Origin of the sequence: Natribacillus halophilus (assembly GCF_900100185.1) — a bacterium.
In the GTDB taxonomy this organism is placed as follows: Bacteria; Bacillota; Bacilli; order Bacillales; family Marinococcaceae; genus Natribacillus; species Natribacillus halophilus.
In genome coordinates this window covers 219,010-237,288 of record NZ_FNEN01000002.1, presented here as the reverse complement: position 1 = coordinate 237,288, position 18,279 = coordinate 219,010, and the positions used below count along the sequence as shown (strand labels likewise).

The 18,279-nt window shown below is 50.3% G+C and carries 20 protein-coding genes, 1 pseudogene and 1 riboswitch; of the genes and pseudogenes, 15 read left to right on the top strand and 6 right to left on the bottom strand.

All coding sequences use genetic code 11. The features are described from left to right. The first annotated feature begins 39 nt into the window (after positions 1-39). Positions 40-963 (top strand): nuclease-related domain-containing protein, encoded by a 924-nt coding sequence (locus BLS58_RS03420; RefSeq protein WP_090396156.1) that lies wholly within the window; start codon positions 40-42, stop codon positions 961-963. Between the two features lie 94 nt (positions 964-1,057). Here the strand turns inward: BLS58_RS03420 and BLS58_RS03415 are convergent, their stop codons facing one another. The 3 genes from BLS58_RS03415 to BLS58_RS03405 all read right to left on the bottom strand — a co-directional run bounded on the left by BLS58_RS03415 (position 1,058) and on the right by BLS58_RS03405 (position 4,492). After that, positions 1,058-2,362 (bottom strand): (Fe-S)-binding protein, encoded by a 1,305-nt coding sequence (locus BLS58_RS03415; RefSeq protein WP_090396155.1) that lies wholly within the window; start codon positions 2,360-2,362, stop codon positions 1,058-1,060. After that, the gene (locus BLS58_RS03410; RefSeq protein WP_090396154.1) at positions 2,359-3,360 is read right to left on the bottom strand and encodes an FAD-binding oxidoreductase; all 1,002 of its coding nucleotides are present in this window, start codon (positions 3,358-3,360) and stop codon (positions 2,359-2,361) included. The genes BLS58_RS03415 and BLS58_RS03410 overlap by 4 nt, the downstream gene beginning before the upstream one ends. A gap of 226 nt (positions 3,361-3,586) precedes the next feature. Next, positions 3,587-4,492 carry a hydroxymethylglutaryl-CoA lyase gene (locus BLS58_RS03405; RefSeq protein WP_090396153.1) on the bottom strand — a complete coding sequence of 302 codons (906 nt, stop codon included), beginning with the start codon at positions 4,490-4,492 and terminating at the stop codon, positions 3,587-3,589. Positions 4,493-4,617: 125 nt separating this feature from the next. Here BLS58_RS03405 and dhaK point away from each other — a divergent pair, with 125 nt between their 5' ends. The 3 genes from dhaK to dhaM are packed head-to-tail and all read left to right on the top strand — an operon-like array spanning position 4,618 to position 6,605. Then, positions 4,618-5,586, top strand: coding sequence for a dihydroxyacetone kinase subunit DhaK (gene dhaK, locus BLS58_RS03400; RefSeq protein ID WP_090396152.1), 969 nt, complete (start codon positions 4,618-4,620; stop codon positions 5,584-5,586). 14 nt (positions 5,587-5,600) lie between these two features. Continuing rightward, a complete protein-coding gene (dhaL, locus tag BLS58_RS03395) occupies positions 5,601-6,212 on the top strand; it encodes a dihydroxyacetone kinase subunit DhaL (protein ID WP_176764580.1) in 612 nt (203 codons plus the stop codon). A gap of 3 nt (positions 6,213-6,215) precedes the next feature. Beyond that, a complete protein-coding gene (gene dhaM, locus BLS58_RS03390) occupies positions 6,216-6,605 on the top strand; it encodes a dihydroxyacetone kinase phosphoryl donor subunit DhaM (protein WP_090396150.1) in 390 nt (129 codons plus the stop codon). Between the two features lie 98 nt (positions 6,606-6,703). Here dhaM and fdhA read toward each other — a convergent pair whose 3' ends face one another. Further along, positions 6,704-7,930 carry a formaldehyde dehydrogenase, glutathione-independent gene (gene fdhA, locus BLS58_RS03385; protein ID WP_425433661.1) on the bottom strand — a complete coding sequence of 409 codons (1,227 nt, stop codon included), beginning with the start codon at positions 7,928-7,930 and terminating at the stop codon, positions 6,704-6,706. A gap of 402 nt (positions 7,931-8,332) precedes the next feature. After that, a riboswitch (FMN riboswitch) is annotated at positions 8,333-8,462 on the top strand. A 153-nt stretch (positions 8,463-8,615) separates the two neighbouring features. Here fdhA and ribD point away from each other — a divergent pair. Genes ribD through BLS58_RS03355 form a run of 6 tightly spaced genes read left to right on the top strand, consistent with a single transcriptional unit; the run spans position 8,616 to position 13,232 of the window. Further along, entirely contained in the window at positions 8,616-9,647 is a 1,032-nt protein-coding gene (gene ribD, locus BLS58_RS03380; protein WP_090396148.1) for a bifunctional diaminohydroxyphosphoribosylaminopyrimidine deaminase/5-amino-6-(5-phosphoribosylamino)uracil reductase RibD, read from the top strand. Between the two features lie 2 nt (positions 9,648-9,649). Then, positions 9,650-10,306 carry a riboflavin synthase gene (locus BLS58_RS03375; RefSeq protein WP_090396147.1) on the top strand — a complete coding sequence of 219 codons (657 nt, stop codon included), beginning with the start codon at positions 9,650-9,652 and terminating at the stop codon, positions 10,304-10,306. A 23-nt stretch (positions 10,307-10,329) separates the two neighbouring features. Then, complete coding sequence (locus BLS58_RS03370) at positions 10,330-11,526, top strand: bifunctional 3,4-dihydroxy-2-butanone-4-phosphate synthase/GTP cyclohydrolase II (protein WP_090396146.1); 1,197 nt, start codon at positions 10,330-10,332, stop codon at positions 11,524-11,526. Positions 11,527-11,538: 12 nt separating this feature from the next. Beyond that, positions 11,539-12,009 (top strand): 6,7-dimethyl-8-ribityllumazine synthase, encoded by a 471-nt coding sequence (ribH, locus tag BLS58_RS03365; protein WP_090396145.1) that lies wholly within the window; start codon positions 11,539-11,541, stop codon positions 12,007-12,009. A gap of 3 nt (positions 12,010-12,012) precedes the next feature. Next, positions 12,013-12,462 carry a nucleoside deaminase gene (locus tag BLS58_RS03360; RefSeq protein WP_090396144.1) on the top strand — a complete coding sequence of 150 codons (450 nt, stop codon included), beginning with the start codon at positions 12,013-12,015 and terminating at the stop codon, positions 12,460-12,462. Next, positions 12,462-13,232, top strand: a complete 771-nt coding sequence (locus BLS58_RS03355; RefSeq protein WP_090396143.1) for a class I SAM-dependent methyltransferase — start codon at positions 12,462-12,464, stop codon at positions 13,230-13,232. The genes BLS58_RS03360 and BLS58_RS03355 overlap by 1 nt, the downstream gene beginning before the upstream one ends. Positions 13,233-13,236: 4 nt before the next feature. Here the strand turns inward: BLS58_RS03355 and BLS58_RS03350 are convergent, their stop codons facing one another. Then, positions 13,237-13,788, bottom strand: coding sequence for a DJ-1/PfpI family protein (locus BLS58_RS03350; protein WP_090396142.1), 552 nt, complete (start codon positions 13,786-13,788; stop codon positions 13,237-13,239). A gap of 350 nt (positions 13,789-14,138) precedes the next feature. Then, positions 14,139-14,510, bottom strand: coding sequence for a single-stranded DNA-binding protein (locus BLS58_RS03345; RefSeq protein ID WP_090396141.1), 372 nt, complete (start codon positions 14,508-14,510; stop codon positions 14,139-14,141). A 281-nt stretch (positions 14,511-14,791) separates the two neighbouring features. On the opposite strand from BLS58_RS03345, the gene galU reads away from it, so the two are divergent. The 5 genes and pseudogenes from galU to BLS58_RS17915 all read left to right on the top strand — a co-directional run. Then, complete coding sequence (galU, locus tag BLS58_RS03340; protein WP_090396140.1) at positions 14,792-15,661, top strand: UTP--glucose-1-phosphate uridylyltransferase GalU; 870 nt, start codon at positions 14,792-14,794, stop codon at positions 15,659-15,661. A 256-nt stretch (positions 15,662-15,917) separates the two neighbouring features. Next, positions 15,918-16,235 carry a nucleotidyltransferase family protein gene (locus BLS58_RS03335; RefSeq protein ID WP_090396139.1) on the top strand — a complete coding sequence of 106 codons (318 nt, stop codon included), beginning with the start codon at positions 15,918-15,920 and terminating at the stop codon, positions 16,233-16,235. 40 nt (positions 16,236-16,275) lie between these two features. After that, positions 16,276-16,485 (top strand): DapH/DapD/GlmU-related protein, encoded by a 210-nt coding sequence (locus BLS58_RS18135; protein WP_218126143.1) that lies wholly within the window; start codon positions 16,276-16,278, stop codon positions 16,483-16,485. 148 nt (positions 16,486-16,633) lie between these two features. Next, positions 16,634-17,764 (top strand): trans-sulfuration enzyme family protein, encoded by a 1,131-nt coding sequence (locus BLS58_RS03325; RefSeq protein ID WP_090396138.1) that lies wholly within the window; start codon positions 16,634-16,636, stop codon positions 17,762-17,764. Positions 17,765-17,940: 176 nt separating this feature from the next. Continuing rightward, positions 17,941-18,279, top strand: a pseudogene (locus BLS58_RS17915) (hypothetical protein); the annotation flags it as partial.

The following is an 18,279-nucleotide window of genomic DNA, read 5'->3' as shown; positions in this document are numbered from 1 at the left end:
TGTTGACGGTCTCCCTGAATACAGAGAAAGGACTACAAAATGATCATAAAACCCCGCGTCATCCCCGAAAAATTGCTTCAATTAGAATCTTTACAAAAACTCCTCCGGAAAACACACATAGCATATCCTTTAATTGAAAAGGCTTACAAAATTGAACGTGCCGGTTGGCAAGGAGAACAATCCATGGACTATTACTATGACCTGCTTGTATTACCGTCTCCTTTCTGGCTGCATCAATTACGGCTTCAACTGAACTCGCATTTTTTTCAAATGGACACATTGCTCGTCACGCCAAAGTTCATACTTATTTTAGAAATCAAGAATGTTGCCGGGCGGCTTGTATTTGACCATGCCCATCAGCAATTGATTCGTACGATCGGTGATCAACTGGATGTTTTTCAGGACCCGGTCCTGCAAGTGGAGCAACAGGCGGCATCACTGCAATCATGGATCCAGCCCCGTTCCCTCACGAATCAAAAGGCGGAAATCAAAGAAATTGCCCCTCATCCCCGCCATCAAAAAATCATTCGCCCGCCCGCGCTACGGGAAATTATAGAAAATTTATCGGAGCAATATCATCGGCAAGTGTCTCCTGATTCCACACGAACCATTGCAGAAGCGCTGCGTGACAACCACCGACCCCAACCCTATTCCGCTATGAAAAAATACAATGTGACGATGGCCGATCTTCGAAAAGGGGTTTTTTGCCCGAATTGTGATGTCGGCATCATGGAATATTGGTACGGAAAATGGACATGCCCACATTGCCGATCCACGAGTTACACAGCCCATTATCAAGCATTGCGGGACTATGCAAAGTTGATTTCACCCCATATCTCATCAGGTAAATGTCGGGATTTCCTTAACTTGGCTTCAACTCATATAGCGAAACGTTTACTCCAAAAGATGAAGCTTCCTTCCAGTGGTGAGGATAAGTGGAGAGTGTATCATCTTCATTTTTGAGAGTTCGCCGCTAAAAGGCACGATTTCGCTGCTAAAACTATGGAGGTCGCTGCTTAAACAAGAAATTTCGCTGCTAGAGCTGTCGAGATCGCCGCTAGAACCTCGCCCTCGGCCCCGCCTCCATCAGCAAATCGACGAGGTGGACGGCCTCCATCATGTCGCCGGTGCCTTCGCGTTCAATTCCCAGTTTCATCTGCAGCAGACAGCCTGGGTTCGTCGTGACGATCACTTCCGGCTCTACATCAGCAACGTCTTCCATTTTCACATCGAGAATGTCCATGGCATCTTCGTAATTGAGAATGTTATAGATTCCTGCCGAGCCGCAACAGAAATCGGGGTTCGTCATTTCCGCGAGCTTTAGTTCCGGTATTTGCGCCAGCAATGTTCGCGGTGGCGCCGTTACACGCTGGACGTTCGTCATATGACACGACGGCTGATAAGTGGCTTTTTTCCGGACCGGTTTCGTAAATGTCAGGCCGTCCAGTTCGGCGAGCACTTCTGAGATGTCCTTGACTTTTTCAGAAAAATACTCCGCCCGAGCGGCCCATTCCGGCTCATCTGCAAGTAGCTTCCCGTATTCTACGAGTTTGGCGCCGCAGCCGCCGGCATTATTCACGATGTGATCGACATCCTCGTTTTCAAAGATTTCAATGTTGCGTTTGGCGAGCTCCTTCGCGTCGGACTTCTTGCCGTCGTGAGCGTGCAGGGCACCGCAACATGTCTGTTCAACCGGCGTAACCACTTCCGCTCCCGCCAGGCGCAGTAGCTCGATCGAGCGGCGGTTCGTCTCGAAGAAAACACTGTCCATGACGCAGCCTTTGAAAAAAGCGACGGTTGTCTGTTTCGCGCCATCCGGCTCTACACGGGTCTCTCGCCTTCTTCGTTCAGCGGGCGTAGGCATTTTCGGCAAGGCCCGTTCAAACTGATCGAGATTAAGCGGCGCGACCGACGTGAGTCGCAGCGTTTGCGCGACCTTTTGCATTCCGGACGCCTGGTACACCCACGTGGCATTTCCGAGCGTCTTCATCCAGCGGCGGCTCGGAAAAAAGGAACCGAACAGGAAATTTTCCGTTTTTTTCCGCATTCCGGACTTTTGTTCGTGGTCTTCCAAAACCTCTTTGGCGCTTTCAAAAATTTCGCCGTACTGAACATGGGTCGGGCAAACGGTCGTGCAGGCCATACAGCCGAGGCATTTTTCAATCGGCTCTTTCATATCTTCAATCGACGCTTTGCCTTCCGCCACCATCTTCACGAGGTTGATCCGTCCGCGCGGCGAATGGGTTTCTTTTTCCATCGTTTTATAAGTGGGGCAGGCCGGCAAACAATAGCCGCATTGCACACAATCGAACGTCTTGTCGTATGCAATTTTTTCCTGGAGCTCCTTTAATTCGGTTGTCATCGCTCTGCACCTGCCTTCGTCTGGATGATGTTGTTCGGATCCCAGCTTTTTTTCATCGCTGTCATGATGTCTTCCGCAGCCGGTCCGGTTTTCGGGGCATCTGCGCTTTCGGCGTTGACGGTGATATGCCATACACTGCTCCCGGCGTGGCCATAAAAAGGGGTGATTTCCCGGTTATGTTCGATAAAAGAAGTGAGTTCGCTGGGGGCCACGGAAACATCGATGCCGGTTTTTTGCGCTCTATATTCATCCCATAACGATTCATCATCTTCGTACATGCTAACGTCATCGAGCATATCTTTTACCATTTGCACATGCGCCGCTACCGTTTTTGGATGACCGTCAAGCGCAACCAAAAGTTCATCGCTGGCAGTCAGCGCCAATTTAGCCGGTAAAATCGCCGAGCCATAAACGTTCGCAGCCGCCCGCGCCGCGTCTTCCACATCGTTATAAGTGGCAACGAGCGTACAACGGGCGGGCGTTTTCGGGACTAATTTTAATGTCGCTGCTGTGATGAATCCGAAAGCGCCCTCGGCACCGACGATTAATTTGGTCACATCGTATCCGGTGACATTTTTTATCGTACGACCGCCGGTTCGCATCGGCTTTCCTTCCGGGGTCACCATCTCCAGGCCGATGACAAAATCTTTGGTTGCGCCGTATTTCAGCTCGTGCGGACCACCCGTGTTCGTGGCCAAATGATCGGCGATCATGTTTTTTTGCCCCCGGGCATCCGGCGGGTACATGAGCCCGTGTTTGGCCGCCTCTTCGTTGATCTGGGCAGGAGTGGCGCTCGGCGAGACGACGGCGGTGAGATCATCGGGGGAGATATCTATCGTCGCCGGCCATTGACTTATATCTATGAAAATCCCTTCGTCGGAAGGTAGATTTTTTTCGTTCGTATAGATTGGAACATTATTTTCATTCGCCCATTGGACGGAACGGAGCACGTCTTCCTTGCTGCTTGCGGGAACAATCTGAGTTTCGACTTGTTTCATGAAAACCCTCCGGTATGCGCTTTCGTTATAACATAAAGAAAACTTGGCTTATCGCCAAGCCTGGCGAAAGCCTTAGTTGCACTTATGCAAGATAAGAAAGTTTTATACTTTCTTATCTGCTTAAATAAACGTTTAATTAACGGTATATCGGCGACTTCGTAATTATATCAGCGAACTTCCGGATATATCAGCGATCTCCCGATTTTATCAGTGCCTCACTCATATACTAACGCGCCTCGCTCAATTCGCCCGCCGCACCTGCCTTCATGACCATGCCCGGGAGCGTTTTTTCCATGAGACCTTCCAGCCATTTTGCCGTGGCGATCATCGCTTCGAGATCGATGCCTGTGCGGACGCCCATTTCCTGAAACATATGAATCATGTCTTCGCTTGAGGCGTTACCGACGGCATTTGGTGCGAACGGACAGCCGCCAAGCCCGCCCAGCGCAGCATCAAATCTTCGCACGCCGCCATAATAACCGGCGGCAACATTCGCCAGCCCCAGCCCGCGTGTGTTATGAAAATGAAGGCCGAGGGGCACTTCATCGCCGAATTTTTCCTTGAACTCAGCGACCGTTTCACTCACTTGCTGCGGATTGGCCATCCCTGTCGTATCCGCGAGGACGATTTCCTGCACGCCGACATCGAGAAACGTTTCCGCCACCTGAAAAACACGCTTCCGATCGACGGCCCCTTCATAGGGACAACCGAAAGCGGTGGAGAGAATGGCGGCAGAGGGGCGCCCGGCAACACCGGCATCCTCGATCACGGCTGTCAACTCCTCGACGCTTTCATCCACCGTGCGGCGGACATTTTTTCTATTAAATGTATCACTCGTTCCTGATACGACGTGCAACCGGTCAACTTTCGTGGAAAGGGCGCGTTCCAGCCCGGAACGGCTGAGCACGAGTCCCGCATAAGTAACATCATTCCGATCAGGCAGTGTTTCCATCACTTGCTCGGCATCGGCCATTTGCGGCACGACCTTGGGGTTGACGAACGAGGCCGTTTCGAATTTTTTGACACCGGCAGCGATCAGTTGATTGATGAATTTTACCTTGTCCCCAGTGGTTACCTGCTTCTTTTCATTTTGCAGACCGTCTCTCGGTCCGACTTCGCACAGCTCGATCATGTTCGCGTCCTCCTCGATGTCTTTTCACTCATTGTATCATAGAATAATGAGCGCGTTTTCTATGATTTTTTTACTCGCTTAACGGGTATACCACTCATACATACGAACGACCCGGAGGGATGTATATGAAAAAATTAATGAATGATCCTGAAAACATTGTGACCGCCTTTCTCGATGGACTCGTCGCGGCAAATGGCGAGCGGCTTCAACGCCTGGAAGGTACCGACGTCATTACCCGCCGCTCGTTTAAACCCCAAAAAGTGGGTATCGTAAGCGGGGGCGGAAGCGGGCATGAACCTGCGCATGCCGGTTACGTCGGGGAAGGCATGCTGGACGCAGCCGTGGCCGGTGAAGTGTTCACATCCCCGGGTGCCGATCAATTTCTCGCCGCCATTCAGGCCGCCGATCAAGGCGCGGGCGTATTGGTGCTCGTAAAAAATTATAACGGTGACGTCATGAACGTTGAAATGGCGCAGGAAATGGCGGAAGCCGAAGGAATCACCGCGGAAATGGTGATCATTAATGATGACGTGGCTGTGGATGATCCCGAGCAGCGCCGCGGGATTGCCGGAACGGTACTCGTGCAAAAAATGACGGGTGCGTTCGCGGAAACCGGTGCCTCCCTGTCGGAGGTAAAAAGACTGGCCGAAAAAGCGGTCAGTCGCGTCCGGAGTATGAGTGTCGCGCTTACGCCTTGTACATTGCCGGCGGTTGATCAACCGAGCTTCGATCTCGCTGAAGAAGAGATGGAAGTGGGCATTGGCATACACGGTGAGCGCGGCATGGATCGCCGAGAGGTAGCGTCGTCCGCAGAAATCGCACGGCTTTTGCTGGATCATATTTTGCCGGAAATCCCACAGGGTGCTCCATTGGCGGTTCTTGTGAACGGCATGGGGAGCACCTCGCTCATGGAACTGCAAGTGTTTGCCAACGATGTAATCGAGCAGCTGGACAGAGACATTCAGCACACCTTTGTTGGGGAATATATGACCAGTCTTGATATGGCCGGGGTATCCCTAACGTTGCTCGCCCTTGATGATGAGCTGGCGGAACATCTGCAGGCACCGGTTAAAACAGTGCAATGGAAGCAATAGAGGGAGGCTCGGATATGGACAGTAAGCAGGCAAAACAATGGATGCAAAAAACAGCGATACGAATGGAAGCAGAAAAAGATGAACTATCAGCATTGGATCAAGCCCTGGGCGATGGTGATCACGGCGTGAATATGGCCCGGGGGTTCCGGGCTGTCGAGGAAAGCCTGGATGAATGGGACGAGCTCTCATTGTCCCAGCTCATGCAAAAACTCGGCAGCACCCTCGTATCTAAAGTTGGCGGCGCGGCTGGCCCATTGTATGGGACAGCTTTTATGCGCCTCGGTGCTGCCTGGAAGGATGTGCATCAGGTTGATGGCGAAGCGTGGATGTCAGGCATGGCCAAAGCGGTGGAAGGCATCGCCCAACGCGGGAAAACGCAAGCTGGCGAAGGTACGCTTTTGGATGTCTGGTCGCCGGTGGCTGCAACTTTTACAGCCTCGGAGCCTGATTGGAAAAAGATCGAAGCTGAAGCGAAAAAAGGGATGGAAGCAACCGAAGACATGGTCGTAAAAAAAGGTCGCGGCGCCTTGCTCGGCGAAAAATCCGTCGGCCATCTCGACCCGGGAGCCGTATCTAGTTATTATCTTTTTCAGGAACTGGCTAATTTGATGAAAGCAGGTGAATAAAAAATGGCTGAAAACCGTGTGGCACTCCTCTTGATTTCACACGTAGAGGCATTGGCGGAAGGTGCGCGTGAATTACTGCAACAAGCGAACCCGGATGTAGGTATCTATGCCTGCGGCGGTCTGAATGACGGGGAGCTGGGTACGAGCGTGGATCATATCGAGGCGGTCATGAACGAAATCGATCCGGAAGATGATATTCTTATTTTTTATGATATCGGCAGTGCAAAAATGAACGCGGAAATGGTTCAGGAAATTCACGAAGACAGAAACATAGCGATCAGCAATGCGCCGCTCATCGAAGGCGCATACGTGGCAACGGTCACGGCGGGACTTGGCTCACCGCTTTTGGAAATCAAACGCGAAGCAGAAGGAGGGTATAGCAAGGAAGGATAAACCTATTTTTGACGCTTTAATTCTGTCACTTTCGGGGATTAATCTGGCGCTTTAGAAGTGGCGCGGGCGGGGCCACCCCTCCCGCGCCACTAAATATCTCAGGAAAGCGATCCGTGGGGATCGATGACGAATTTTTTCGGTGCGCCCTGATCGAAGTCCGCGTAACCATCCGGTGCTTCATCGAGGGAAATAATCTGGGCGTTGACCGCTTTTGCGATCTGGGCATTACCGGATAAAATCGATTTCATCAGGCCGCGATTGTAGTACATCGCCGGGGTTTGGCCGGTGACAAAGGTATGCGCTTTCGCCCATCCTTGTCCGAAACGAACTTTTAACGACCCTTTTTGCGCATCTTTATCCTCTGCGCCCGGGTCATCGGTGACGTATAGACCGGGGATGCCGAGGCCTCCACCGGCTTGGGTGACGTCCATAATCGCGTTTAATACCGCAGCCGGTTGTTCGCCGCTTTCCCCGTGGCCGGAGGCTTCAAAACCAACCGCGTCAATAGCTGCGTCTACTTCCGGTACGCCAAGGATTTGTTCAATCTGCTCGCCGAGACGGTCATGTTTTTTTAGATTAACGGTTTCGCAGCCAAAGCTTTCGGCCTGTTGCAGGCGCTCTTCAATAAGGTCGCCGACGATAACCGTAGAGGCGCCGAGCAGTTGGGCGGAATGGGCCGCTGCCAATCCTACAGGTCCTGCCCCTGCCACATAGACCGTTGATCCCATCGATACACCGGCTGAATAAGCGCCGTGGAAGCCGGTCGGGAAGATGTCCGTCAACATCGTTAAATCAAGAATTTTTTCCATCGCCTGATCCTTGTCCGGGAATTTCAGAAGCTGAAAATCAGCGTAAGGCACCATCACATACTCCGACTGACCGCCGCGCCAGCCGCCCATATCGACATAGCCATACGCCGAACCCGGCCGGTCCGGATTCACGTTCAGGCAAATATGTGTTTTTTGTTGTTGACACATCGTGCATCGCCCGCACGCGATGTTAAAGGGGACGGAAACCATGTCGCCTTTTTTGATAAATTCGACGTCGCGTCCGGTTTCAATGACTTCACCGGTAATTTCGTGGCCGAGCACCAACCCTTGTGGAGCGGTCGTTCGTCCCCGAACCATGTGCTGATCGCTCCCGCAAATATTGGTTGTAATCACTTTCAAAATAACGCCGTGCTCACATTTGCGATCGACGTTTTCTTTCGGAACGCCGGGGCCATCTCTAAGGACAAGTTCCGGATAACCGATTTCCTCGACGGTGACTTTCCCGTCACCCTGATACACAACGCCTTTATTGTCTGCCAACAAATATCCCTCCACAAACAAATTATCCCTCGCTGAAAAACGGATTTATAGTTCCAATTCCCACTAAGCTGATTTTTCAATCATATTTTCAAAAATTTGCTCGAGAAAAATCCGGGAGGTATTAATCCACACGTTGTCATACCCCAAACAGGGAGAGGGCCATCGCGCGGGGTATGAAAAGCGGGAAGTCATACCCCAAAGACGGCGCGATCTATGGTGAGAGGTATAATAAACGCGTTATCATACCCCAAAGACGTTGTGACCCGTCGTGAGAGGTACGATAAACCCATAATCATACCCCAAAATAAGAATGAGCTACCTCGAGAGGTACGACAAACGTGCGGCGGTCATCCTTAAATTCAATCGCTTGATGTTTCTCGCTGAAGATGATAAAGTTTCCTTAAACATTTTCATAAGCAAAAACTTCGGGGCAGGGTGAAAGTCCCTACCGGCGGTGACAGTCCGCGACCCGGTTTGCGTGTGCAAAACGGTGGATCTGGTGGAACTCCAGGGCCGACAGTGAAAGTCTGGATGGGAGAAGTTTCGGATGCGTAGGAGCAAGCTGTATCTGCTTGCGTCTAGCGTGATATCGTGATACGTATTTTAAAATACGTGTTTTAACCGATCTTTTTTTAAAAAGAACGAACCTCGGAGTTGTGTGCTCCGGGGTTTTTTTGTCCTCATAAAGGAGACTGTGGCTATGAATGATCAGTGGTATATGCAGCGTGCGTTAGACTTGGCGGCGACCATGAACGGGCAGACGACACCGAACCCCATGGTGGGGGCGGTTATCGTCAAGGATGGGAGCATCATCGGAACCGGCGCCCATATGCGGGCAGGTGAGGATCATGCCGAGGTACACGCGTTAAAAATGGCTGCAGACCGCGCGGCAGGCGCGACGATGTATGTCAGCCTGGAACCCTGTCACCATCACGGGCGAACCGGGCCTTGTACGGAAAAAATCAGGGCGGCCGGCATCGCTCGTGTCGTCGTGGCTACGAAGGACCTAAACGGGCGTGGTATTGAATCCCTTCGGGACGCCAATATTAACGTTGACGTCGGTGTCCTGGAAGACCAGGCGGTTAAACTAAATGAAGCTTTTTTTCATTACATGCAAACCGGAAAACCGTTTGTCACCGTTAAAACCGCCTCCACCCTTAATGGTGAAATGACGACGCCGAAGCAAGTATCAAAATGGATCACCGGAGAAGCCGCGCGTCAGGAAGTCCATGAGCTGCGCCATATGCATGACGCCATTCTCGTTGGCGTTGGCACCGTGTTGGAGGATGATCCTGCGCTCACAACGAGATTGGAAGTCGAGGGAAGACACCCGCTCAGACTGGTCCTCGATCGCTCCTTGCGTACACCGATGGACGCCCAGCTGATAACGGATGGCGAAGCGCCTACGTGGATTTTTACAGAGGTTTCCCGGGAAGATCCGAAAGCTACCCAATTGGAAAAAAATGGAGTGAAAATCATCTCCATGCCAACCGTCACCCCAAACGCTGTGCTCAAAGAACTCGGGCACGCCGAGATTCAGACGGTTTTGCTCGAAGGCGGAAAAAAGATGATCGATGCGTTCATCGCCGAGCATGAAGTGCAGCGCTATATCTCCTACATCGGCCCGAAACTTTTCAGTAAGAATGGGGCAGTTGACCTTGAAGTGGAAGACGTGCGCATGGTCGGTGAAGACGTAAAAGTAACCGTCACAAATAAGAGAGGGGATAAATAGTCATGTTCACAGGATTAATTGAAGAAACGGGGGTTGTCGAGGCCATCGAGCAATCCGGCCAACACGGGCAGGTTACGATCCGCTGTGAGCATGTGATCGAAGACGCGCGCATCGGTGACAGTATCGCAGTTAACGGCGTATGTCTAACCGTAACGGCGGTCAATGAAAAACGATTCACCGCGGATATTATGGCCGAAACATTCGCGAGCACGACGCTCTCCCGACTCGGGAACAAAGCACACGTCAATCTGGAACGCCCGCTGGCCGCAACTGATCGCTTCGGCGGGCATATGGTCGCCGGCCACGTCGATGGGGTCGGGGAAATTATCCGGCGTACGGAGATGCAGGAGTCGGTGAATTTCGAGATCAAAGCGCCGGAAGAACTGCTCCGCTACATTGTGCAAAAAGGATCCGTAGCCGTCGATGGCATCAGTTTGACCGTCGCCCATGAATATCCGCAAAGTTTTATCATTGCCATCATCCCCCATACACTTGAGGCTACCAACCTCGATGGCAAGTTTACCGGGGATAAAGTGAACATTGAAACCGATATTATCGGCAAATATGTAGAAAAAATGTTACAGCCGAATGCGCAGCCGGAGCAAGCGGGAAGTTCCCTCAACGAGCTGCTTGAGGAAAATGGATTTTACCCGAGATGACTTCATGAAAGCAGGGATATAGAATGTTTAATTCTATTGAAAAAGGGATAAAAGCCCTTCGAGAAGGAAAAATCATTATCGTATGCGATGACGAAAACCGTGAAAACGAAGGGGATATGGTGGCTCTCGCCAGCGAGGTGTCTGCCGAGACGGTAAATTTTATGGCCACACACGCCCGCGGGCTCATCTGCGCTCCGATCACAAAAGCGCGGGCGGACCGGTTGGCGCTTTCGCAAATGGTGACTGACAACACCGATGCGCACGATACGGCATTCACCGTGAGTATCGATCATCACGATACAACGACGGGCATTTCCGCCGATGAACGGGCCAAAACAGTGCAGGCCCTTGCTTCGCAGACGGCAACCGCCGCAGATTTTAAGCGGCCCGGTCATATTTTTCCCCTCGTGGCCAAAGAGGGCGGCGTGCTCAGACGAAAAGGCCATACGGAAGCGACGGTTGATCTTGCCCGCTTGGCTGGGTCCGAGTCCGAAGCAGGGCTGATATGCGAAGTCATGAACGCGGACGGAACAATGGCGCGTGTGCCGGATTTAAAAGTCGTCGCTGATCAATATGATCTGCCTATGATTACGATTGCCGACTTAATTCAGTATCGCCGCAAACACGACACCCTCGTTCACCGCGAAGTTGAAACCGCGCTGCCGACCAAATTTGGCTCGTTCCGGGCGATCGGTTATACGGATGAGGATGAGGGCCAGGAAAATATTGCCCTCGTCAAAGGCGATGTCACGAGCGCGGACCCGGTACTCGTCCGTATTCATTCGGAATGCCTGACCGGCGATGTCTTCGGATCTGAACGCTGTGACTGCGGGCCGCAATTACACGCAGCTCTCGAGAAAATCGAAGAAGAAGGGCGCGGCGTTCTGCTCTATATGCGCCAGGAAGGCCGGGGGATCGGACTCATGAACAAACTGCGCGCGTATAAATTACAGGAAGAAGGCTACGACACGGTCAATGCCAATGAACAGCTCGGCTATGCGGCTGATCTCCGCGACTACGGCATCGGCGCGCAAATATTGCGAGACCTCGGCGTCGAAAACGTGCAGCTTTTAACGAACAATCCCTGGAAAATCAGCGGGCTTGAAGATTATGGCATCAACGTTGACAAACGCATCGGTTTACAACTGCCTCCTGTGGCGCACAACGAATCGTATTTAAAAACGAAATTTCATAAACTCGGGCACATGCTTGAATTTTAGGAGGGTCCATAAATGGGAGAGACATTCGAAGGCAACCTGGTCGCTACTGATATAAAGATCGGCATTGTCGTCGCTCGTTTCAATGAATTTATTACGAGCAAACTGCTGGAAGCTGCCGAAGACACGCTCGTGCGGCACGGAGCAAACAAAGAAAACATCGATGTTGCCAAAGTGCCGGGGGCATTTGAAATCCCTTATGCGGCGAAGCAACTGCTGAACAAAAAAGATTATGATGCCATCATTACACTCGGCACTGTTATTCGCGGGTCCACGCCCCATTTTGATTACGTATGCAACGAAGTGTCAAAGGGCGTTTCATCGCTGTCGCTTTCCTCTGATACGCCGGTTATTTTCGGTGTCATCACGACGGAAACGATTGAACAAGCCGTCGAACGGGCCGGTGTAAAAGCAGGGAATAAAGGCGCGGAAGCGGCAACGGCCGCTATCGAAATGGCAAACTTAACGCGCGTCCTGGGGAGGTAAAAAATGTCAAAAGAACAATTCATGGATAGAGCCATAGAGGTGGCGTGCGAGACGATTCAGCGGGGCAATACCCCATTTGGAGCGGTGATCGTAAAAGACGGTGAGATCATCAGCGAAGAAGCCAATGAGGCAACGAGCGATAATGATCCGACTGCTCATGCCGAGTTGCTGGCCATCCGCACGGCAGGAAAGAAGCTTGGCAGCGAAAGTTTGGCAGGGTGTGAATTGTATGCCAGTGGAGAGCCTTGTCCGATGTGCCTGGGCGCTATATATAACGCGGGCATCGAGGATGTGTATGTGGCTTATGCAACCGAAGAAGCTGCCGAGTACGGGCTGGCTTCCCGGTATGTTTACGAGCAAGTGGCTAAGCCTAGCGCTAAACGGGATATTCCATTCATTCCCTTAAAACCGGAGCAATCCCGGCACCCTTATGAAGTATGGAAAAATAGCTGATGACCAATAATCATAAAGCTGTACGAAAAACGTTTTCCACTTCTGCCGACAACTATGTGAAAAGCCCCCTGCACGCGCAGGGCGAGGATTTACAGGTATTGGCTCAAACGATCGACCTTTCCGGGGAAGAAAAGCTGCTCGATATAGCCACCGGCGGCGGGCATGTGAGCAACGCCCTGGCGCCATGGGCAAAAGAAGTCGAAGTCATGGATGTGACCGCGGAGATGCTGCAAGCGGCGGAAACATTTATCCGTGGAAACGGTCATGAAAACCTCCGTTTTGCAGAGGGCGACGCCGAAAACATTCCGTTTGCCGCGGAGACATTCGACGCGTCGATCTGTCGCGTCGCTGCCCATCATTTCGCGCGGCCGGATGTATTTTTACAAGAAACGTTCCGGGTGACAAAAAAAGAAGGTTCTTTATACCTGTTGGACAATACGGCGCCTGAAATAGATATGTTTGATTCTTTTTATAACAAGCTGGAAAAAATGAGGGATCCCAGCCATCTTCGCGCTTGGAAGAAAAGTGAATGGATCGCCAAAGTCGAGGCCGCTGGTTTTACCGTTCAACATTTGCAACGGTTCCGAAAAACGTTTTTCTTCCGGGACTGGTGTGATCGTCTCGATGTCGCGCAGAATAGGCGAAATACATTGCAGCAATACATGAAAGAAGCCCCCGAAGCGATTCAGCAAACATTCAACATCCAGTACGAGGACGGGAAAGTGCTGTCCTTCGAGGGCGAAGCAATCATGCTGGAAGCCATCAAATGATGGACTATTGTACGAGGCGCATAAACTCGCGCATGAAACCGGGGAGATCGTCCCAGGCGTGTCCCGTCACAAGTTTATCGTCCACATACACTTTTTGATGGACGAAGTGTGCACCGGCGGCTTCGACTTCCGGTTTACAGGCGGTAAAAGCCGTCATTTCTCGCCCTTTTAAGCGGCCGTCGGTAACGGCTGACAGTAGTTGGGCGGCATGACAAATAGCGCCGACCGGTTTATTTTCATCGAAGAAATGGTTCACGATATTAGGTACATATTGATTCATGCGCACATATTCTGGTGCCCGGCCGCCGGGAATGATCAGTCCGTCGTAGTCGGAAGGGTTCACATCGTTAAAGGCGATGTGATTTTTCAACTGATACGAGGGCTTTTCAATGAACGTTTCATAGCCTTCGACAAAATCGTGGTTCACTGTATAAAGCGTTTTGACGCTCGGCGCGGCGATGTCCGCTTCCATCCCTGCTTCGAGGAAACGATAATAAGGATAGAAAACTTCCAGGGCTTCGACGGCATCACCGGTCAGGATTAATATTTTTGCCATCGGGAAACATCCTTCCAAAAAAATGTGTCGTAAACACTTTTCCCTATGGTGAAAAAAACGTTTAATTAAAAAAACCGTCCCTACACACCGGGACGGTGGTGCCAGTGGAGATTATGTCTGTTGGGGGGTAGTGCGCGGAGCATAAACGTAGCGAGTGAGGAATGGTGCGAGGGTTGAGTGGCACCTAGGGACTGATATGTGTCGTTAGGGGAAACGACCGGATTTTTAGTCTATAGTCCACGGGACGTCCGGGATTCTTGTGAGAGAGCCCCCATGCGGTCCCTTGCGTACAAAGGTGGTTATTTGGCGTTTGGTATACTAGTGGTGGTTGACCGTTGTACGCGCGCTTATCAAGACGGTTGCTCGGTTTTTGCTTCTTCCTGGTCTTGCCGTCTCCGGTTTGATTCCAACTTCAGAAATCGTAGATCCTCACCGACAACTTCGGTCATAAAAACTCTTTCATCATCCTTGTTGGTAAACTGTCGGATTTGAATCCGGCCGGTAACCGATACCAGAGAACCTTTTCGGCAATAGTTCACGGTGTTTTCCGCGCGCTTTCGCCAGATGATGCAGGGGATGAAATCAACATCGTTGACTCCTTCATTGTTCTTAAACGGGCGCTGCACGGCCAGGAACAATTTGACATAGGCGACTCCTGAATTTGTAAACATCAGCTCGGGGTCTTTCGTTAAACGGCCAATCAAAGTCACTTGATTTAACAACTGATCACGACCCTTCTCAATATACAATTGTTGAACAAAGTGTTATGGGAATGTTGTTGACAGCGGAGGGATGTGCTGTCAAAGTTGCGTGAGGGTGAGACTAATAAGATATGTTTCCGTCCATCGCAAACCTCCTTTCCTGGAGTCAAAATAATTATATCATAGGTCCTGGATCTTTTTAAATAGAAAATCAAAAATTTATCAATTTTTATTCAAGAATGTTATATTTGAATCATGGAGCAGCCAAGATTATAATGACATTTAGAGGAGGAGAAAGGATTATGAAGGTAAAAAAAGCAGTCATCCCGGCGGCAGGACTTGGCACGCGATTCTTACCGGCAAGCAAAGCGTTGCCGAAAGAAATGCTGCCGATCGTGGATAAGCCGACGATTCAATACATAGTGGAAGAAGCAATCGATTCCGGAATCGAGGACATTCTCATCGTGAGCGGCCGGGGAAAACGCGCGATCGAGGACCATTTTGACAAATCGTATGAACTGGAAGAAACGCTGGAACGGAGTGAAAAGTGGGAACGCCTGGAAGAAGTCAAAAAGATATCCAATATGGCCAGCATCCATTACGTCCGTCAAAAAGAACCACAAGGGTTGGGACATGCCATCGCCTGCGCCCGCACGTTTATTGGCAATGAACCTTTCGCGGTGATGCTTGGGGATGACATCGTACGCTCCGATGATAAACCTTGTTTGCAACAACTGATGGAAATCTACGAGGAAAGGGAAGCTTCCGTGCTAGGGGTGCAAAATGTCCCGGATGATAAAGTGTCAAGCTACGGCATTGTTTCCGCCGCGAATGGCACCGAATCCAGCATCGTTAATGTCACGGACCTCGTCGAAAAGCCGAAACAGGAAGAAGCCCCTTCAACATTGGCAATCATGGGCCGATATGTATTAACCCCTGAAATTATGCCGATTTTGGAGAATCTCCCCCCGGGCGCGGGCAACGAAATTCAGCTTACAGATGCCATTAAGCAATTGGCCGCCCAACAGGAAGTCAACGCCTTCCGCTTCGGCGGAGATCGGTATGATGTCGGGGACAAACTCGGGTTCATCCAGGCAACGCTAGATTTCGCACTCCATCGCGAAGATTTAAGCGACGATCTGAAGGCGTATATTAAAGGCTTATCGCTATAATGGTCAGGACGGGTAAACAGGCATACACTGTTTGCCCGTTTTGTTTTGGGGTGGTGGCGCGCACGCGGATTTATCGGCGAAATTGAGAATATATCGGCGATCTCGTAGATATATCAGCGACATTATATGCCCTCTTTAAAAGCTCAAGGTATCAGTATCTGGGACGCCACCGTAGCCCAATTGAAGAATTGCGACTTTGTATCCTTCATGATATTATAAAACGAAATCTCATGAGACGATGAATGAGGTGATTATAATGCTAACAGCAGCAGAAATATCACAAAAACGAAATGAAATATTCAGGATTGCCCAGGAACATGGAGTCAAGAATATAAAATTATTCGGATCTGTGTTAAAGAAGGAAAATCAACCAGACAGCGATATCGATTTTTTAATTGAATTTGAAGAGGGACGTTCGTTATTTGATTTCATTGCAATGCAAAGAGACCTCGAGAACTTATTGGGAAAAAAAGTAGATCTCTCCACGACGGATTCGCTTCACTGGAAAATATATTTAATACAGGTTGTTCATTCCAGGATAGAGGCGGCATTCACATCGGAGACGGTGCGTTAATAGGAATGAATGTCACGATTTCCACCCTTAGTCATGGCTTATCCATGGAAACAAGAAACACAACATTCCCCGATCCCGTTGTCATTGCGATAATGCATGGATTGGATCAAGCGCATCCATACTACCAGGCGTGACCATTGGGGACAAAGCTGTTGTTGCGGCAGGCGCCGTTGTTACTAAAGATGTCCCGGAAAATACTGTTGTGGCAGGCGTGCCGGCGAAGAGTGTTAAAACTGTTGATGAGCATTGAAAGTGACAATTTGTCACAGGAAGGTCCAAATCATATGCGATTTGGACCTTTAATAAGCGAAGTTATTTGAAGTTAGGATGGACGGAGGCGATACAATAAATTAAAATAGCTTCATATAAAAGAATACATATGAAAGCGAGGAAGATTGATGCGTTTTGAAACAAAGGCCATTCACGCCGGGCGTTCGATTGACAGCGCCACCAGTTCTGTGACGATGCCAATTTATCCCTCCACCACATTTGAACGAGCTGAGGATGGATCCTATCCAAATGAATTTGAATATAGTCGTGATAATAATCCCAACCGACGCGCGCTGGAGGACAGTCTCACATCGCTCGAGGATGGCTATGATTCTGTCACTTTTGCATCAGGCATGGCAGCCATCACTTCATTGATCGAAGCGCTTCCGGCCGAGCAACCACGCCGGATGATTATGCCGCAAGATATGTATAATGGCATTCGTTCTCTTCTTTCCAAAACAGATATCGGGTCGAATTTTGACATTGAGATAGTTGACATGACGGACCTTCATGCAGTTGAGAAGGCAGTAAAAAATAAGCCAACCGGCCTCGTGTGGATGGAGACGCCTTCTAATCCACTTTTGCAAGTGACTGATATTGAAGCCGTGACCAAGATCGCACAACAGGCAGGCGCATATACCGTCGTTGATAATACTTTTGCAACGCCGGTTCTGCAGCGTCCCCTCACATTTGGTGTTGATTTCGCCATTCATTCTTTGACGAAATATATCGGAGGGCACAGTGATGTAATGATCGGCACAGCCATCGCGAGGTCTGATAGTCCTATGTTGGCGAATCTCCGCGCTTGGCAACATTCAAAAGGCGCTGTGCCTTCTCCGTTCGACTGTTGGCTTGCACTGCGGGGTGTACAAACACTTGCACCACGAATGAAGGATCATTGTGCAAATGCAACGGCCATTGCCGATTTTTTGAATGAGCATCCGAATGTCGAGGTCGTTCATTATCCCGGGCTTGCTGATCACCCAGGGCACCATATCGCAGCACAGCAAATGGATTCATATGGTGGTATGTTGTCCTTTCAGGTAAAAGGCGGTCAACGTGAAGCGATGGATGTTGCTGCAAAAGTTAGGCTGTTGATACGGGCGACAAGCTTGGGTGGTACACACAGTCTCATTGAACACCGTGCCTCTCTGGAAGGGAGCGAAACGAAGACGCCTGCTAACCTTTTGCGTGTATCGATCGGACTTGAGCATGTGGATGATCTCAAAGAGGATTTAATGCAGGCGTTGGAACAATAAAAAGGGAAAGTAATGAAACAGGCAAAAGACATCACAAATAGAGCCGCTAAAATTTGAAGATGACGGCTCCATACCGAATCATCCGTCTTATCCATTATTGTTATATCAAAATGTCATGACTGACGAAGACCAGCCCGTAGATATTTTAGCACAAAATCAGTGGCTTGGCGCTTGGCGTGGCGGCGTTGCGCCTTATCACCACTATCACAGTACCGCACACCATTCTTCCGGCCGGATTTGGCCATAAGCGCCTGGAAGCCAGTGATGACTTTCAAGTCATTGGCGTGTACCCTAACGGGCAGAATTATGATTTTTGCTACGGCTATGCAGATGAACGACCTGAAAAACTGGAGAATATCAAACAAGTGCCTTTACCGGGTGACGATCTTTTGTTTGGTAGAAATCACGGTTCCGTCAAAGTCCGAATATATTCGCGGATATCCGAGGGAACGGAGATCGCTCCGATCTTTATGACACTTGAAGCGTGTTGTTATACCCCAAAGGCAGGGTATCTC

What these genes read in the sequence shown, in the direction of transcription:
- BLS58_RS03355 (WP_090396143.1), top strand. Translation starts at nt 12,462, where the DNA reads ATGACCAATAATCATAAAGCTGTACGAAAAACGTTTTCCACTTCTGCC.
- BLS58_RS03360 (WP_090396144.1), top strand. Translation starts at nt 12,013, where the DNA reads ATGTCAAAAGAACAATTCATGGATAGAGCCATAGAGGTGGCGTGCGAG.
- ribH (WP_090396145.1), top strand. Translation starts at nt 11,539, where the DNA reads ATGGGAGAGACATTCGAAGGCAACCTGGTCGCTACTGATATAAAGATC.
- BLS58_RS03375 (WP_090396147.1), top strand. Translation starts at nt 9,650, where the DNA reads ATGTTCACAGGATTAATTGAAGAAACGGGGGTTGTCGAGGCCATCGAG.
- BLS58_RS03405 (WP_090396153.1), bottom strand. Translation starts at nt 4,492, where the DNA reads ATGATCGAGCTGTGCGAAGTCGGACCGAGAGACGGTCTGCAAAATGAA.
- BLS58_RS03415 (WP_090396155.1), bottom strand. Translation starts at nt 2,362, where the DNA reads ATGACAACCGAATTAAAGGAGCTCCAGGAAAAAATTGCATACGACAAG.
- BLS58_RS03350 (WP_090396142.1), bottom strand. Translation starts at nt 13,788, where the DNA reads ATGGCAAAAATATTAATCCTGACCGGTGATGCCGTCGAAGCCCTGGAA.
- dhaM (WP_090396150.1), top strand. Translation starts at nt 6,216, where the DNA reads ATGGCTGAAAACCGTGTGGCACTCCTCTTGATTTCACACGTAGAGGCA.
- ribD (WP_090396148.1), top strand. Translation starts at nt 8,616, where the DNA reads ATGAATGATCAGTGGTATATGCAGCGTGCGTTAGACTTGGCGGCGACC.
- BLS58_RS03410 (WP_090396154.1), bottom strand. Translation starts at nt 3,360, where the DNA reads ATGAAACAAGTCGAAACTCAGATTGTTCCCGCAAGCAGCAAGGAAGAC.
- BLS58_RS03335 (WP_090396139.1), top strand. Translation starts at nt 15,918, where the DNA reads ATGCTAACAGCAGCAGAAATATCACAAAAACGAAATGAAATATTCAGG.
- BLS58_RS03325 (WP_090396138.1), top strand. Translation starts at nt 16,634, where the DNA reads ATGCGTTTTGAAACAAAGGCCATTCACGCCGGGCGTTCGATTGACAGC.
- galU (WP_090396140.1), top strand. Translation starts at nt 14,792, where the DNA reads ATGAAGGTAAAAAAAGCAGTCATCCCGGCGGCAGGACTTGGCACGCGA.
- BLS58_RS03370 (WP_090396146.1), top strand. Translation starts at nt 10,330, where the DNA reads ATGTTTAATTCTATTGAAAAAGGGATAAAAGCCCTTCGAGAAGGAAAA.
- dhaK (WP_090396152.1), top strand. Translation starts at nt 4,618, where the DNA reads ATGAAAAAATTAATGAATGATCCTGAAAACATTGTGACCGCCTTTCTC.
- BLS58_RS03420 (WP_090396156.1), top strand. Translation starts at nt 40, where the DNA reads ATGATCATAAAACCCCGCGTCATCCCCGAAAAATTGCTTCAATTAGAA.
- dhaL (WP_176764580.1), top strand. Translation starts at nt 5,601, where the DNA reads ATGGACAGTAAGCAGGCAAAACAATGGATGCAAAAAACAGCGATACGA.